The organism is Symbiobacterium terraclitae (assembly GCF_017874315.1).
In the GTDB taxonomy this organism is placed as follows: Bacteria; Bacillota; Sulfobacillia; order Symbiobacteriales; family Symbiobacteriaceae; genus Symbiobacterium; species Symbiobacterium terraclitae.
Map to the genome: position 1 here is coordinate 98,224 of NZ_JAGGLG010000011.1, position 14,376 is coordinate 112,599.

Below are 14,376 nucleotides of genomic sequence, written 5' to 3' on the forward strand. Positions count from 1 at the left end.
CCGGCGCCTGGCGGCAGGAGAAGGGCGCCCGGGCATGGAAAAGGCCGACCTCCGCAGCTGCGACCTGACCCGGGCTGACCTGAGCCAGGTGCGGCTGAACGGGGCCGACCTGCGCGGTGCGAATATGGAACGGGTGAACGAAGGGGCTTTCGGTGCGCGGCGCCGTCATCGACGTCGGGCAGGCGGTGGCCCCCGCCCGGGGTTCAGCGGGCCGTCACGGCACGATCAGGACCGGGCAGGAGGCGCCGTGGAGCACGGCTTGGCTGACGCTGCCCAGGAAGAGCTCCCTGAGCGGCGAGAGGCCGCGCCGGCCGACGACGATCAGGTCGTACTTGCCCTGCCTGGCCTCCGCCAGGATCGCCTCGCCGGGCACGCCGATCACGTGGTACTGGCGGACCCGGTCGGGGGGGAGGCCCAAGGCCGCGACCGTGACCGTGAGCGCCCGCGACGCCTGCACCTCCGCGTAGGTGTCGGGCGCCGGGGCCGCAGGCAGGTAGGCGCCGGCGGCGGCCGGGTTCGGGATGTCGGGCAGCGGGACGACGTGGAAGACGGTGACGTGAACGGAGGGATCCTTCCCGGCCAGCGCCCGCAGGGCTTGGGCAGCGCGCACGCTGTGGGCGGAACCGTCTGTCGCCAGCAGGACCTTCGTCATACCCTCTTCCCTCCCGTCTCCTTGAACTTGTGGGAACACTTCGGCACACGGCCCGTGAACTCCTGCGCCGGTTTGTCCGGCGCTTCCGTAGCCACCCACCGGCGGCATCTGGTAGAATAGGGGAATGGAGGCGATAACGTTTGCTGCCCGAGCAGGAACAGAGCCTGTACATCGAGTTCGACGAGCTGTTCTCCCTTCGCGAGCGGCTGCGGGTGCTGGCCGACCAGCTTCGGAGCCAGCTCGTGGCCGCCGGCCTCCGGGAGCGGCTGGACGTGGAGATATACGATTCGGAGCTGGAGCTGCGGGGGGTAGAGGGTTCCAACCTGCTGATCCGGCTGGACAGCTTCCGGCTGGAGATCGCGGGGGTGCGGCCGGACGTGGCGCTGCACAACCTCGCGGCGCTGGTCCTGGCCCAGGCCGAGGTCTTCCGGCTCACCAGCGTGGAGGTGGGGTTCACCGCCTGGCTGAAGGCGGGTCCCGGCCGGCCCCTCAACCTGGTCGCGCAGGCCTTCGACCCGGCCTGGGGGCTGAGGGATGAGGAGCAGCTGGACCGGCGCTTCGCCATGACCTGGGACTGGGCCTCGCCCACCACCGGCTACTCCTTCCACGCCAGCGTTCTCGAGGACCAGGAGCTGATGCTGAGCTTCAAGGCCCGCGAGGGCTACATGACCCTGCTGGAGCTGCAGAGCGGCCGCTGGATGCAGGAGCAGCGGCTCCGGTTCCAGCAGGCGGCCGACCTGTTCCTGACGCTGCTCGGCTGGAACCCGTAGGCGGAGGTGAGCCCCATGCGCCGTCGCACCAAGTTCCTGCGGACCGTGCTGCTGGCGCTCCTGCTGGCGATGATCGGGCGCCTCGCCTGGTTCCAGCTGGTGCGGGCCGACGAGGTGCTCGCCCGTGAGGAGGCCCGCCGGCTGCAGGAGGCCTCGTACAAGCCCGTGCGCGGCGCGCTGGTCGACCGCTCCGGGCGGCCGCTGGCCGTCTCCATCCCCCAGCGGGACGTGGTGGCCTCGCCCTTCCACATGGAGGCCAAGAACTTCGCCTCGGTGGCGGCTGCGCTCGCCCCCTTGCTGGGCGCGGACGCGGCCAGCCTCGAGCGGCGGCTGGCGGAGAACGCGGACTCCCAGTACCTGGTGCTGGCCCGGGGCGTGGACCTCGCCACCGCCGAGGCGATCCGGAAGGAGCGGCTGCCGGGCATCGCGCTGGTGGAGAGCAGCGAGCGCATCTACCCGCAGGGCGACGTCGCCAACCAGATCATCGGCTACCTGGACGACCGGGGCGTGGGCATCTACGGCCTCGAGGCGCAGTACGAGGAGCACCTGCGGGGCGTGGAGGGCTTCGTCCGGGCGGAGATGACCTACGACAACGCCCCCATCGCCGGCACCGTGAAGAGCAACACCCCGGCTCAGGACGGCCTGACCGCCGTGCTGACGCTGGATGCCTACCTCCAGCGCGTCTTCGAGGAGGCGCTGGACGAGGTGATCGCGCAGGAGGACGCCAAGCGCGCCCTGGCCATCGCCATGGACGTGCACACGGGCGAGATCCTGGCGATGGCGATGCGCCCCGGCGCCAACCTGAGCGACCGCGACACCTGGCTGAAGCCTGACGGCACGCTGGACGCGGAGCGGATCACCAACTGGGCCGTCACGCCCCTGCCGCCGGGCTCCAGCTTCAAGACCGTCACCACCGCCATCGCCCTGGAGGAGGGGCTGCTGGACCTGGACACGCTGATCCCGGACTCCGGCCAGCTGGAGATCGACGGCTGGACCATCTGGAACTGGGACCGCTCCGTGCCCGTGGAGCCGCGGCTCATGACCATCGCCGAGCTGCTGCAGACCTCCAGCAACGTCGGCCTGATCCAGGTGGGGCAGCGCATCCCGCACGAGACCTTCCAGCGGTACGTGCAGGCCTTCGGCTTCACCGAGCCCACCGGGCTCGACTTCCCCCACGAGAGCGCGGCCACCGGCCTCGCCGGCTGGGAGGAGAAGCGCGCCATCGACTGGGCGAACATGTACATCGGCCAGCACCTGGAGGTGACGCCGCTGCAGATGGTGCGGGCGGCGGCGGTCTTCGCCAACGGCGGCCGGCTGGTGCGGCCCCACCTGGTGCGGGAGCTGCGGGACGCGGACGGGAACGTCGTCTGGACCGCCACCACCGAGCCCCTGCGCACGGTGATCAGCGAGCAGACCGCGGCCGAGGTGCGCGAGCTGATGGTGAGCGTGATCGAGAAGGCGTATCACCAGGCCCGGGTGCCGGGCTACACCGCCGGCGGCAAGACCGGCACGGCGCAGAAGTTCGAGGGCGGCGTGGAGAAGGAGCGGGGCCTGGGCGACTTCCTGGGCTTCGCCCCGGCCAGCGACCCCCGGGTGGCCATGTTCGTCCTGATCGACGAGCCGAAGCCCCCCGGCTACGGCGGCACCATCGCCGCGCCGCTCTTCGCCAAGCTGATGCCCATCGTGCTGCGCACCCTGGGCGTGCCGCCGGACAACCCCGTCGCAGAGACGGCGGCTGAGCCGGCCGCGCCGCAGGCCGAGGATAAGGAGAAGGCGAAGGTGGCGGTGCCCGACGCCCGCTACCTGCCGGTGGGCTGGGCCGCCCAGCGCTTGGCCGACGCCGGCCTCAGGCCCCGCCTGAGCGGCGAGGGGGCGGTGGTGGCCGCCCAGTCGCTGGCGCCGGGGAGCCAGGCGGAGCCGGGCAGCGAGGTGGAGCTGACGCTGGCCCCGCTGGTCCCGGCCGAGGTGATGCTGCCGGACTTCCGCGGTCTGACCCTGGCCGACGCGAGCCGCCTGGCGGCGGAGCTGGGCCTCTCGCTGAAGCAGGCCGGCGGCGCGGGCTTCGTGGCCGAGCAGAGCCCGGCGGTGGGCACGCCGGTCGAGGCGGGCAGCGTGGTCACGCTGCGCCTCTCCACCGTCCGGCCGTGATGCGAAAGTAATCCGCCCTTGACACTCGGGTTTGCTCCCGGGTACACTGAGGGTATCGAATCCGAGAGATTTGCTCGGAATTGGGGGCGATCGGAGTGAAACTCTCGACCAAGGGCAAGTATGGCGTGAAGGCGTGCTTCGAGCTGGCGATGCACGAGGGCGCGGGCCCCGTGTCGCTGAAGACCATCGCCGAGCGCCAGGGCCTTTCCGAGCACTACCTGGAGCAACTGGCGGCGCCGCTGCGCCGGGCGGGGATCATCACCGCCGTGCGCGGGGCCCAGGGCGGCTACATGCTGGCCCGCCCCGCCAGCCAGATCACGGTGGGCGACGTCATCCGGGTGCTGGAGGGGCCGGTGGGCTTCACCGACTGCGCCACGGAGGGGGAGCCCGACCCCGAGTGCGCCGGCTCCTGCCCCGTGCACGGGGTGTGGGAGCGGGTGACGAAGCAGATCATCGCCGTCATCGACTCCATCACCCTGCAGGACCTGGTGGACCAGGCGATGGCGGAGCAGCAGAACCCGATGTACCACATCTGACCCCGCGTGCCGGCTGCGGCTGCCCGTGCCGAGGAGGAGGACGACGATGCGGACGGTCTACTGCGATCACGCCGCGACCACCCGGTGTCATCCGGAGGTGGCCCGGCGCGTCTACGAGTACCTGACGGAGCTGTACGGCAACCCCTCGTCCATCCACGCCGTCGGCCGCAAGGCGCGCAAGGGCGTCGAGGAGGCGCGCGCCCAGGTGGCTGCGCTGCTGGGCGCCCGGCCGGCGGAGATCTTCTTCACCAGCGGCGGCACCGAGGCCGACAACTGGGCCCTGCGCGGGGCGCTGGAGGCCAACCGGGCCAAGGGCAACCACCTGATCATCACGCCCTACGAGCACCACGCCGTGCTGGACGCGGCCGAGGCGCTCGGGCGCGAGGGCTACGAGGTGACCCTGCTGGAGGTGGAGCCCGGAACGGGCATCATCCGGCCCGAGGCCCTGCTGGAGGCCATGCGGCCGACCACCGTGCTGATCTCCGTCATGGCCGTGAATAACGAGATCGGCACGGTGCACGACATCGCCGGCCTCTGCGCCGCCGCCAAAGCGAAGGACCCGGACGTCATCTTCCACACCGACGCAGTCCAGGCGGCCGGCTACATCCCGCTGGACGTGAACCGCCTCGGCGTGGACCTGCTCTCGATCTCCAGCCACAAGATCTACGGCCCCAAGGGCGTCGGCGCCCTCTACGTGCGCAAGGGCTTCCGCTTCGGGCGCGGCCTCACCGTCGGCGGCGGGCAGGAGCGGAAGATGCGGGCGGGCACCGAGAACGTGCCCGGCATCGTCGGCTTCGGCCTCGCGGCCGAGATCGCCGCCCGGGAGCTGGACCGGCGGGCGGCCCACGCCCGGGAGATGCGGGACCGTTTCCTGAGGGGCGTCCTGGCCATCGAGGGCGTGCGGCTCAACGGCGTCGACCCGTTCCTTCACCCCGAGCTGCGCCACCCCGGAAACGCCAACGTCTCGGTGGAGGGCGTCGAGGGCGAGGCGATGCTGCTTCGGCTCGACATGGCCGGCATCTGCGCCTCGTCGGGATCCGCCTGCACCTCGGGCTCGCTGGAGCCCAGCCACGTGCTGCTGGCCGTGGGCTGCAGCCGGGACGAGGCGCAGTCGTCGCTGCGCTTCTCCTTCGGGGAGGAGAACACGGCGGAGGACATCGACTACGTGATCGCAGAGTTCGCCCGATCGGTGGAATACTTGAGAAAGCTGGCCGCGCCGGGTCGCTGACCCGGCGCTTGCGTGAGAGGGGGTGGGCGACTATGGCCAAGCGGGTCCTGATGGCGATGTCCGGCGGCGTCGACTCCTCGGTGGCGGCCGCGCTCCTGGTGGAGCAGGGCTACGAGGTGATCGGCGTCACGATGAACACCTGGACCGACGACATTCCGGAAGAGATTCAGATGAACCAGCACTCGGGCTGCTGCTCCCTGGCCGCAGTGGAGGACGCCCGCTCCGTCGCCCACAAGCTGGGCATCCCGTACTACGTGATGAACTTCCAGGGGCAGTTCGCCGGCACGGTGATCGACTACTTCATCAAGGAGTACTCCCGGGGCCGCACGCCGAACCCCTGCATCGCCTGCAACCGGTACGTGAAGTTCTCGGCATTCCTGGAGAAGGCCCGCCAGCTGGAGTGCGACTACGTGGCCACCGGCCACTACGCCGTGATCGGCCGGGACGACCGCTACCCGGGCCGCTGGCTGCTGGGCAAGTCGGCCGATGCCCGCAAGGACCAGACCTACGTGCTGCACAACCTCACGCAGGACGCCCTGGCCCACACGCTCTTCCCCGTCGGGGGGATGGAGAAGTCCGAGGTGCGGGCGCTGGCGGCCAAGTACGGCTTCGTCACCGCCGACAAGCCCGACTCGCAGGAGATCTGCTTCGTCTACGACAACGACTACGGCCGCTTCCTCAAGGAGCGGGTGCCGGAGGCCATCGTGCCCGGGCCGATCCTGAACACGCGGGGAGAGGTGATCGGCCAGCACCAGGGGCTGCCGCTCTACACCGTGGGGCAGCGGAAGGGCCTCGGCCTGACGACCTCCCGGCCGGTCTACGTCACCGAGCTGGACGTGGAGCGCAACGCCCTGATCGTGGGCGAGGACGAGGAAACCTACCGGGGTGGCCTCGTCGCCTCGGACCTGAACTGGATCGCGATCCCGGACCTCCGCTTCCCCCGCCGCTGCCGGGCGAAGATCCGGCGCATGGCCCCCGAGGCGGAGTGCACCGTCTACCCGCTGAGCGACGGCGCCGTGCGGGTGGAGTTCGACCGGCCCCAGCGGGCCATCACACCCGGCCAGGCGGTGGTCTTCTACGAGGGCAACTGGGTGCTGGGCGGCGGCACGATCGACAAGGCGATTTTGTAGGCGTGTCATGAGAGAGCCGCCGGGGCGTGACCCGGCGGCTCGTTGCGCGGTGGATGCCTGTGTGCTGTTGATGACCCCCAAGGTGGCGACCCGCGCCGCCCGTGCGGGTCCTCATGCCGCGGCATTGGGTTCTGTTCGCATCTGCTGTTGATGACCCCCAAGATGGCGATCTGCCGGTCGTTTCAGCCTAGTCGCTGCCGGGTGGATTGTCGCGACGTGAAGGAAATCGCCGCCCCGTGTAGGTGTCCCCGTGCCGCCGCATTGGGTTCTGTTCGCATCTGCTGTTGATGACCACCAGGATGGCGCTCCGCCGGTCGCTTCAGCCTAGTCGCTGCCGGGTGGGTTGTCGCGACGTGAAGGAAATCGCCGCCCCGTGTAGGTGTCCCCGTGCCGCCGCATTGGGTTCTGTTCGCATCTGCTGTTGATGACCACCAAGATGGCGATCCGGCGGTCGTTTGAGACTAGTCGTTGCCGGGTAGATTGTCGCGACGTGAAGAAAATCGCCGCCCCGTGTGGGTCCTCCATGCCGCCGCATTGGGCTCTGTTCGCATCTGCTGTTGATGACCCTCAAGGTGGTGACCTGCCGGTCGTCTCAGCCTAGTCATTACCGGTTGCGACCGTCGCGGCGTGACGGAAACCGCCGCTCGTGCGGGTCCTCATCCCGCGGCATTGGGTTCTGTTCGCATCTGCTGTTGATGACCCTCAAGGTTGTGACCTACCGGTCGTTTCAGCCTGGTCATTGCCGGGTGCAACCATCGCGGCGTGAAGGAAACCGCCGCTCGTGCGGGTCCGCATGCGGCCGCATTGGGTTCTATTCGCATTTGCTGTTGATGACCGCGAGGATTGCGACCACAAAAAGGCCGCCTGTGGTGGAGTTCACTGCACGGCCGCCCGGGTGGAGTTCACCGCACCCCAGTCCTGAAATGGCTGCGGTCCCAACTCTGGGATCGCTGCCGCTTTTTCACGGCCAGCAGAAGCGAAGCGTGCCCGTCGACCGCTGAGCGCGCCATCCACACTGAATGCGAACAGAGGGCAAGGCACCCGGGAGCACCGCCCCGTCGGCCATCCCCAGTGATTGCGAACAGAGGGCAATGCACCCGGGAGCACGGCCTCGTCGGCCACCCACAGTGATTGCGAACAGAGGGCAATGCACCCGGGAGCACGGCCTCGTCGGCCATCCACAGTGATTGCGAACAGAGGGCAGTGCACCCGGGGGCGCTGCCCCGTCGGCCATCCACAGTGATTGCGAACAGAGGGCAATGCACCCGGGAGCACGGCCTCGTCGGCCACCCACAGTGATTGCGAACAGAGGGCAATGCACCCGGGAGCACGGCCTCGTCGGCCATCCACAGTGATTGCGAACAGAGGGCAATGCACCCGGGAGCACGGCCCCGTCGGCCATCCACATTGAATGCGAACAGAGCACAAAGAGCCCGGGCGCCGCCCTGTCCGCCATCAACACCAAGTGCGAACAGAGCGCAATGCGCCCGGGCACTACCCCGTCCCTACGGTAGTTGCCCGGCGACTGCGAGCAACTCGTCGCGGGTGATCCACCGCGCCGAGATCACGCTAGTGCCGAACTCCTCGAGGATCACCAGTTCCCAGTAGGTGTGCTCGTCGCCCGGGTTCGTGCCAGGCAGCGGGTGCCGCTGGATCAGCACGGCGGGCTTGTCGCCCACGGTGATCTCCTGGTAGGCCTCCACGGGATCGCCTGTGGCGGTGGTTGCACGGCCGGCGAAGCGGCTGATGTTCAGTTCCTTCACGTGCCCGCCGCTCTCGGCGTACGCGGTGATCGCAAAGGAGATCGGGCGGTCCCCGCAGAGCGCCACCTGGTCCCCGCCGGTCACCCGCCACTCGGGCCCCAGGAAGTCTGCCCGAAAGATCAGCGGCGAGTCCACCGCATCCGCCCCGACCTCGTGGACAGGCCCCCCGGGCGGGCAGCCCATTTCCGCGGCCTCCACCTGGTCCTTGAAGAGCACCCCGCCGAACTCACCCTTGAAGGGGATCACGCCCCCGATCTGGGACGCCTGACCCCCAGGACCGACCGCCGGCACCGCGCCGTCGGTGGAGGCGGCTGGTTCGCCGGGGTCAGCCGCTGCCTTGTTGCCGCTCGCTGGTGCCGGCGGGGTGTCAGGGGCAGTCGGCGAGCCGTTCGCCACGACCGACTGCGGGGCGGGGTCAGCAGGGGGAAGTGACGAGCCGCAGCCATAGAGCGCCGCTGCTGTGACGAGCAGCCCGGCGACCAGCCGCTGCGGCGCATATCCGTTTCGCACCACGGCCATACCTCCTTGAGTGGGACGCGCGGGGTGGCGGCGACCAATTCCGGCATCCGGAGCGACGCCCGGGCCCGACCAACCGCCGGCCCCGTCCGGCCCGGGTCGCTTCGGTCCGCCAACGACGCGCAGGCCCGATCAAATGCCGGCCCCGTCCGGCCCGGGTCGCTTCGGTCCGCCATGGAGGCGCGGGACCCGATCAACCGCCGGCCATGTCCGGCACGAGCTGCTTCGGTCCGCCATAGAGGCGCGGGACCCGATCACTACTGGCCCCGTCCGGCCCGGGTTGCTGCGGTCCGCCATCGAGGCGTGCGACCCGATCAACCGCTGGCCACGTCCAAACCCAGTCGCAGCAGTTCGTCCTCGACGTACCGCAGCACCGCGGCCTCGAACTCCTCTGGATAAGCGAACGAGTAGCGCTCGGCGCAGCGCCGCCCGGCACCCTGCACGAGCCGGGCCAGCCGGAGCTGGGCAGCCGCCAGGGCCTGCGCCGTCGCACCCGAGGGGATCGCCTCCTCCAGCGCCTGCCTGAGGTCAGCCGGCAGATAGACGTTGAGCCGCTTCGCCCCCGTCTGCCGGACCTTGCCGACGGAAGCCATGAGGATCTCGCCGGCGATGCCGAGCATGAGCGCATGGCCCTGGGTGGCCACCACCAGCTCGCCCCGGCCCAGCACGGCCGGCAGGAGGCTGAGGCAGCGCCAGAACTCGGTCACCTGCGAGGCCACGCGGGTCGGATTCGGTGCAGGTAGAGCGTCGCTCCGCCTCAGGCCCCCCAGGCCCCCTCGGGCCTCCGGGGCTCCCTCCTGCCGCTCGAACAGGATGCGGAACGCTCCCCGGGGCCGCTGCAGGTCCGCGTCGGTCTCGAGGACGACGTCGAATCGGGTGCCGTCCTCCAGCATGCCGGTGGATATGTTCCCCGGCCCCGGCCGCAGGAAGACCACCTTGCCGGCCGCCTCGAGGATCCGGGGCAGCTCCTTCATGAGCTGGCTCACGGCGTCGGGGGCGAGATCGGGGCGCACCAGGGCGTGCAGGTCGATATCGGAATACCGGTCCGCATCCCCTCTGGCGAGGCTCCCCTCCAGCCAGATGCCGGTGATGCGGCTGTCCTTCGCCAGCGCAGTCCACAGGCGTGCAACTCGTCCCTCCAGATGCTCCATGTGCGGTGCCCCTCCAGTCGGGGAAGGCTGAAACCTCATGCCGCCTCTGCCCATCTCAACGCACTTGAGCCCCCGGGGGTTACGCCCGCCCCGCCCGGCGGAGCATGATTTTCCCGGGCGGGCTTGGGGCAGACTGGTAGTCAAGACAGGACGATCGCAAGTCCGGTGAGCGAGGGATCGGTACAGACGTGCTCAGGGCGAGTGATCTCATCGGGCTGCCGGTGCTGGCGGGGCCGCAGATGAAGCCCATTGGGCGGGTGCAGGAGCTGCTGGTGAGCCGGGACGGCCTCAGGCTGTGCGGGCTGGTGCTGGAGAACGGCGGCCTCTTCAGCCGCAGGAGGGTGCTGGACTACCGGGCGGTGCGCGGCATCGGCGCCACGTGCGTGCTGGCGGAGGAGCGCTACCTCGAGGACGAGGAGGCGACCCGCTGCGGCTCGGCCCTGACGGGGCTGCCTGTGCTGGACGGCTCCGGCGAGGAGCTGGGGACGCTGGACGACCTGCACTACGAGCCCAGCACGGGGCAGATCCAGGCCTTTCAGCTCTCCCGTGGCTTCGTGGACGACCTGTTGAGCGGCAAGGCGATCCTCCCCCTGAGCGGGCCGGCCATCGCCGGCGAGGGGGCGATCGTGCTGGACGCCGCGCACGAGGCTGAAGGGGGGCTGCTGGGATGAGGTGTCCAAACTGCGGCGGGCGCAGTATCGGCCGCGTCGGTTCCGAGCAATACTACTGCTGGGACTGCTGCGTCGAGTTCAACACCGCACGCGGCGCCGTGCGCATCTACCACCTGGACCCCGGCGGGGATCTGGTCGCCGCCGAGGATTACCAGGGGGAGGCTGCGTCGGTGTTGACCGGGCCGACCCACGAACGTCGTCGATAGGAGATGAACACGATGCGGTACAGCAATGGCGCATTCATTTCGGGGATGCTGGCGGGCGTGGCGCTGGGCGCGATCCTGGCGATCGCCCTCACGCCGCAGACGCGGCAGCCGATGATGCAGGAGATGGGCCGGATGGGCAACAGGATGCGGCGGATGTGGCGCGACCGGGGCGAGGAAATGGTCGAGAGGGTGGCGGACGCCGTGGCCGACGCCATGTCGGACGTCATGCCGGGAGACACGAACTAGCCCGTGACGCGGCGTGGGCGGCGGGTATTGGCGGCGCTGGTGCTGAGCGGACTGGCTCTGGCCACCCTATGGGGGCTCTGGACCATCCGCCCGGTGCTGGCGCCCTTTCTCCTGGCGGTGGTGCTGGCCTACCTCCTCGCGCCCCTGGTGAGCGGATTGGTCGGGCTCGGTCTGCCGCGCGCCTGGGCGATCCTGGCGGTCTATGCGGTGCTGGCGGCGGCGGGCGCCCTGGTGGTCGTGAAGCTGGTGCCGTCGGCGCTGACGGAGGTGCGGCGGCTGACGGAGTCGATCCCGCTCTACTCCGCCCGGGCGCGCGAAATGGCCGACGGCCTGCAGCGCTGGGTGCGCGACGCGGGGCTGCCGCCGGAGCTCCGGGAGAGCCTCGACCGGTCGATCACCAACATCGAGGTCCGATCGGTGGCCGCCCTCCGGCGGCTGGTGGACGTCCAGACCCTGGAGGCGGCTGCCGGCTTCCTGGTCAGCCTGATCCTGGCCCCCTTCCTGGCGTTCTACCTGCTGAAGGACCTGGACTACTTCCGGGACCGCTTCGTCCGGGCGCTGCCGCGGCGGTACCGGCAGGACATCATCCGGCTGCTCCGTGACCTGGACCGGGTGATCTCCGGCTTCGTCCGGGGCCAGGTACTGCTGGGCCTGGCGGTAGGCGGGCTGGCCGCCCTGGTCTGCGGGCTCCTGGGGCTGCGCTTCGCGGTGCTGCTGGGCATCTGGGCGGGGCTGATGGAGTTCATCCCCTACGTCGGGCCGATGCTGGGGGCGGTGCCGGCGGTGCTCTCCGGGATCGCCCACTCCCCGTGGCGGGGGATGCAGGTGGCGCTGGCGTTCCTGCTCATCCAGCAGCTGGAGAACGCCGTGCTCTCGCCCAAGATCATGGGCGCCTCGGTGGGGCTGCATCCGATCGTCGTGCTCTTCGTGGTCCTCTCCGGCGGCTACCTGGCCGGCCCCTGGGGGCTGATCCTCGCTCTGCCCGTCGCCGGGCTCGTGCGGGTGCTCTGGACCTTCCTCGTGGAGCAGCTGACGGAGGTTCACCCGCTGCAGGTACTGCCCGCTCCGGCCGCCCGGCCGGAGGAAGAGAAAGGCCCGGCCGGTTAGGCCGGGCTGCTGCGCTATACGTGGCTCTTCGCGGGCTGATCCACGGTGTGCGCCATGGTGTAGCCCAGCGAGAACATCGTGAACGAGATGTCGAGCAGTTGGTGGTAGAGGGCGTCCAGCTGGGCGGTGGAGAGCGGCGCACCGCCTGCCCTGAGCGCTGCCGCCACCTCGGGCAGCCGCTCCCGAACAAGGATCTCGATGCCCTCGCGGGCCTGAGCGCGGTTCTCTGCCAGCAGTGTATAGGCACGGTCCCGGTAGACCCGGAGAATCTCTTCCACCGTTCGTCCCCCTCATCGTTTACATTACCACCATTATACTCATATCCAATGAAAGGGCACAAGCACCGGAATGATCCAGAGATGAACAGGATGTACTTATGCCGCTCCAACGTGAACTTTACCCCCGAGCGAGACGTAAGCATATTACGAAGGGGGAGGACGGGCTCGTGGAGGAGGGAAAGGTTTTCGATCAGTTCCTGGACCTGCCTGACGGCTACCAGGCCCAGCTGATGGTGATGGCGGAGGCGCTGCCGGGCGTCCGGCCTCATCTGGCCTACCGCAGCCGGGTCTGGCTGGGTCACGAGAGCGAGATGGACCCGTATCTGCACCGGTCGCAGGTCTGCTGGAGTCTGGACGAGGCGATCCGCACGTGCTACGCCATGCTGCGTCAGGCGGCGCCGCAGTGTTTCCACTCGCGCGCAGCGGTTGAGGCCGTCGAGGGTGTTGACAGGAAGCCGCCGACCGGATAGAATATCTTTGCGTTCGGCGGGCGAGCCAGCGCACGGCGACACAGCTTGGACCGCTAGCTCAATTGGTAGAGCAGGCGACTCTTAATCGTCTGGTTGTAGGTTCGAGTCCTACGCGGTCCACCAGCTTTCTGCTGATGTAGCTCAGGAGGTAGAGCACGTCCTTGGTAAGGACGAGGTCACCGGTTCGAGCCCGGTCATCAGCTCCAGTGCGACCGCTTCCGATACGGAGGCGGTCGCTTTGTGCGAGGATAGCTCAGTTGGCCAGAGCACACGGCTGATAACCGTGAGGTCCCGAGTTCGAATCTCGGCTCTCGCACCATGCTGTGCCGTCCAGCCATTTCCGGTGGACGGCACGCTTCGTTTCGGATACAATGATAACCTAATCGCTTTCCGACCACAGCTTCATATCGTGAGAGTTCGGTGGATGATCGCGCCGGGCAGATGGGGAGGCGCAAGCCGTTTCCACCCGGATGGCCGGTGAGGAACTTCCTGGCACCGCTTTCGGTGAAGTCCGAGTCTGCACCTGCAGACGCCTGAGGGCCTGTAGCCGGAAGAAAGTTGGCGCAGGGCGCAAGCCCTGGCGGCGCGAGCCGACGATGGGGAAGGCGGTCTCGCCCCACGGCGAGTCGCTTGTACCTGTAACGAGCTAGAGAGACGGAGGTCCCCCGGCGACGGGGGAGTGGCACGGGCAATCTCCGCCACGGTGCAAGTCCAAGTAGGCGCCTCGAGCGCGGGTAGGACGCAGTCCCAGGAGTAATCCGGGACCACGGTCTGGTCGGGCCGTGAGATAAATGATCATCACGCCGGGCCGTAAGGCAGGCGCACAGAACCAGGGGTATAGCCGGACTCTCACACGGTACAGAGCTCTGCAGGTATGCAGGGCTCTGTATTCTTACGCGGGAGAGCTTGAGACTTCAGGTACCAGTCAGTTTCTCTGAGATCAAGAGGCGGATAGACGAGCAAATCCGTCGTGGGAAAATCTCGCTGTATGAACTACCGCCGAGCGAAATTCTGAGGTCCAAAGGCAGAGGATTCTCTCTAATGGCGATGATATCGTATTCTCCGTCACGGGTGTGCGTCGTCAGTTCTACTGAACAGCCGTGGGACTCGAACACGGATGCTATATACTCCTCGAATGGTACGAACGCCCGTGGGGGTATCTGGCTGTTCACAGTCTACTCTCTAGACTCTACCGTTCACCCTTCTCAGCCATCACAGGGACCGGGGGCTCAAGACCCAGTCCTCTCTTCAAGACATCACTCAACACCTCTGGTTTGGCCAGCTCGTCCTGAGTGAGGTACACACCTGTTACTGGCCACGTTAGAATCGGCATTAGTGGCCACCTAAATCCCGCACCTAGCTGGAAATAAGAAAAGCCCATCCACATCGCATGTCGAAGTCTGGAAGTGCTAGGAGCCTGTCCGGGTAACCGCACGTGAGATAGGGGCAGACTCCCAATGATTGGATATCAACGATCGTGCCTACTTCTTCATGCGCTGTCTGA

15 protein-coding genes, 3 tRNA genes and 1 pseudogene are annotated in these 14,376 nt (G+C 68.4%); 14 read left to right on the plus strand and 5 right to left on the minus strand.

What is annotated here, in order from left to right:
• Nucleotides 1-34: 34 nt before the first annotated feature.
• A pseudogene (locus J2Z79_RS19275) lies at nt 35-127 on the plus strand (pentapeptide repeat-containing protein); the annotation flags it as partial.
• An 87-nt stretch (nt 128-214) separates the two neighbouring features.
• Here J2Z79_RS19275 and J2Z79_RS08410 read toward each other — a convergent pair.
• A complete protein-coding gene (locus J2Z79_RS08410) occupies nt 215-652 on the minus strand; it encodes a universal stress protein (protein ID WP_209466426.1) in 438 nt (145 codons plus the stop codon).
• A gap of 140 nt (nt 653-792) precedes the next feature.
• Between J2Z79_RS08410 and J2Z79_RS08415 the strand changes: the two genes are divergently transcribed.
• From J2Z79_RS08415 to mnmA, 5 genes are all read left to right on the plus strand, one after another.
• On the plus strand, nt 793-1,422 hold the full coding sequence (locus J2Z79_RS08415) for a hypothetical protein (protein WP_209466427.1): 630 nt from the start codon (nt 793-795) through the stop codon (nt 1,420-1,422).
• 15 nt (nt 1,423-1,437) lie between these two features.
• On the plus strand, nt 1,438-3,570 hold the full coding sequence (locus J2Z79_RS08420; protein WP_209466428.1) for a peptidoglycan D,D-transpeptidase FtsI family protein: 2,133 nt from the start codon (nt 1,438-1,440) through the stop codon (nt 3,568-3,570).
• A 95-nt stretch (nt 3,571-3,665) separates the two neighbouring features.
• Nucleotides 3,666-4,106: an RrF2 family transcriptional regulator gene (locus J2Z79_RS08425; RefSeq protein WP_209466429.1), complete on the plus strand. Its 441-nt coding sequence runs from the start codon at nt 3,666-3,668 to the stop codon at nt 4,104-4,106.
• Nucleotides 4,107-4,152: 46 nt separating this feature from the next.
• Nucleotides 4,153-5,334: a cysteine desulfurase family protein gene (locus J2Z79_RS08430; RefSeq protein WP_209466430.1), complete on the plus strand. Its 1,182-nt coding sequence runs from the start codon at nt 4,153-4,155 to the stop codon at nt 5,332-5,334.
• A gap of 32 nt (nt 5,335-5,366) precedes the next feature.
• Nucleotides 5,367-6,464: a tRNA 2-thiouridine(34) synthase MnmA gene (mnmA, locus tag J2Z79_RS08435; protein ID WP_209466431.1), complete on the plus strand. Its 1,098-nt coding sequence runs from the start codon at nt 5,367-5,369 to the stop codon at nt 6,462-6,464.
• Between the two features lie 1,505 nt (nt 6,465-7,969).
• Here mnmA and J2Z79_RS08440 read toward each other — a convergent pair.
• Nucleotides 7,970-8,740 carry a hypothetical protein gene (locus J2Z79_RS08440; protein WP_209466432.1) on the minus strand — a complete coding sequence of 257 codons (771 nt, stop codon included), beginning with the start codon at nt 8,738-8,740 and terminating at the stop codon, nt 7,970-7,972.
• Nucleotides 8,741-9,057: 317 nt separating this feature from the next.
• A complete protein-coding gene (locus J2Z79_RS08445; protein WP_209466433.1) occupies nt 9,058-9,894 on the minus strand; it encodes a nucleotidyltransferase domain-containing protein in 837 nt (278 codons plus the stop codon).
• 188 nt (nt 9,895-10,082) lie between these two features.
• Here J2Z79_RS08445 and J2Z79_RS19155 point away from each other — a divergent pair, with 188 nt between their 5' ends.
• The 4 genes from J2Z79_RS19155 to J2Z79_RS08465 are packed head-to-tail and all read left to right on the plus strand — an operon-like array spanning nt 10,083 to nt 12,124.
• Nucleotides 10,083-10,565, plus strand: coding sequence for a PRC-barrel domain-containing protein (locus J2Z79_RS19155; protein ID WP_209466434.1), 483 nt, complete (start codon nt 10,083-10,085; stop codon nt 10,563-10,565).
• The gene (locus J2Z79_RS08455; protein ID WP_209466435.1) at nt 10,562-10,771 is read left to right on the plus strand and encodes a hypothetical protein; all 210 of its coding nucleotides are present in this window, start codon (nt 10,562-10,564) and stop codon (nt 10,769-10,771) included. The genes J2Z79_RS19155 and J2Z79_RS08455 overlap by 4 nt, the downstream gene beginning before the upstream one ends.
• 12 nt (nt 10,772-10,783) lie before the next feature.
• The gene (locus J2Z79_RS08460) at nt 10,784-11,017 is read left to right on the plus strand and encodes a YtxH domain-containing protein (RefSeq protein ID WP_209466436.1); all 234 of its coding nucleotides are present in this window, start codon (nt 10,784-10,786) and stop codon (nt 11,015-11,017) included.
• A 3-nt stretch (nt 11,018-11,020) separates the two neighbouring features.
• Entirely contained in the window at nt 11,021-12,124 is a 1,104-nt protein-coding gene (locus J2Z79_RS08465) for an AI-2E family transporter (RefSeq protein WP_209466437.1), read from the plus strand.
• 14 nt (nt 12,125-12,138) lie between these two features.
• Here J2Z79_RS08465 and J2Z79_RS08470 read toward each other — a convergent pair whose 3' ends face one another.
• A complete protein-coding gene (locus J2Z79_RS08470; protein WP_209466438.1) occupies nt 12,139-12,402 on the minus strand; it encodes a hypothetical protein in 264 nt (87 codons plus the stop codon).
• 167 nt (nt 12,403-12,569) lie between these two features.
• Here J2Z79_RS08470 and J2Z79_RS08475 point away from each other — a divergent pair, with 167 nt between their 5' ends.
• The 4 genes from J2Z79_RS08475 (at nt 12,570) to J2Z79_RS08490 (ending at nt 13,191) form a co-directional block, all read left to right on the plus strand.
• Entirely contained in the window at nt 12,570-12,872 is a 303-nt protein-coding gene (locus J2Z79_RS08475; protein ID WP_209466439.1) for a hypothetical protein, read from the plus strand.
• A gap of 47 nt (nt 12,873-12,919) precedes the next feature.
• Nucleotides 12,920-12,995, plus strand: a tRNA-Lys gene (locus J2Z79_RS08480).
• Nucleotides 12,996-13,002: 7 nt separating this feature from the next.
• A tRNA-Thr gene (locus tag J2Z79_RS08485) sits at nt 13,003-13,078 on the plus strand.
• 36 nt (nt 13,079-13,114) lie between these two features.
• Nucleotides 13,115-13,191: transfer RNA gene (locus tag J2Z79_RS08490), tRNA-Ile, on the plus strand.
• Nucleotides 13,192-13,786: 595 nt separating this feature from the next.
• On the opposite strand, the gene J2Z79_RS19280 is transcribed toward J2Z79_RS08490, so the two are convergent.
• The gene (locus J2Z79_RS19280) at nt 13,787-14,044 is read right to left on the minus strand and encodes a restriction endonuclease (RefSeq protein WP_425353535.1); all 258 of its coding nucleotides are present in this window, start codon (nt 14,042-14,044) and stop codon (nt 13,787-13,789) included.
• Between the last annotated feature and the right edge of the window lie 332 nt (nt 14,045-14,376).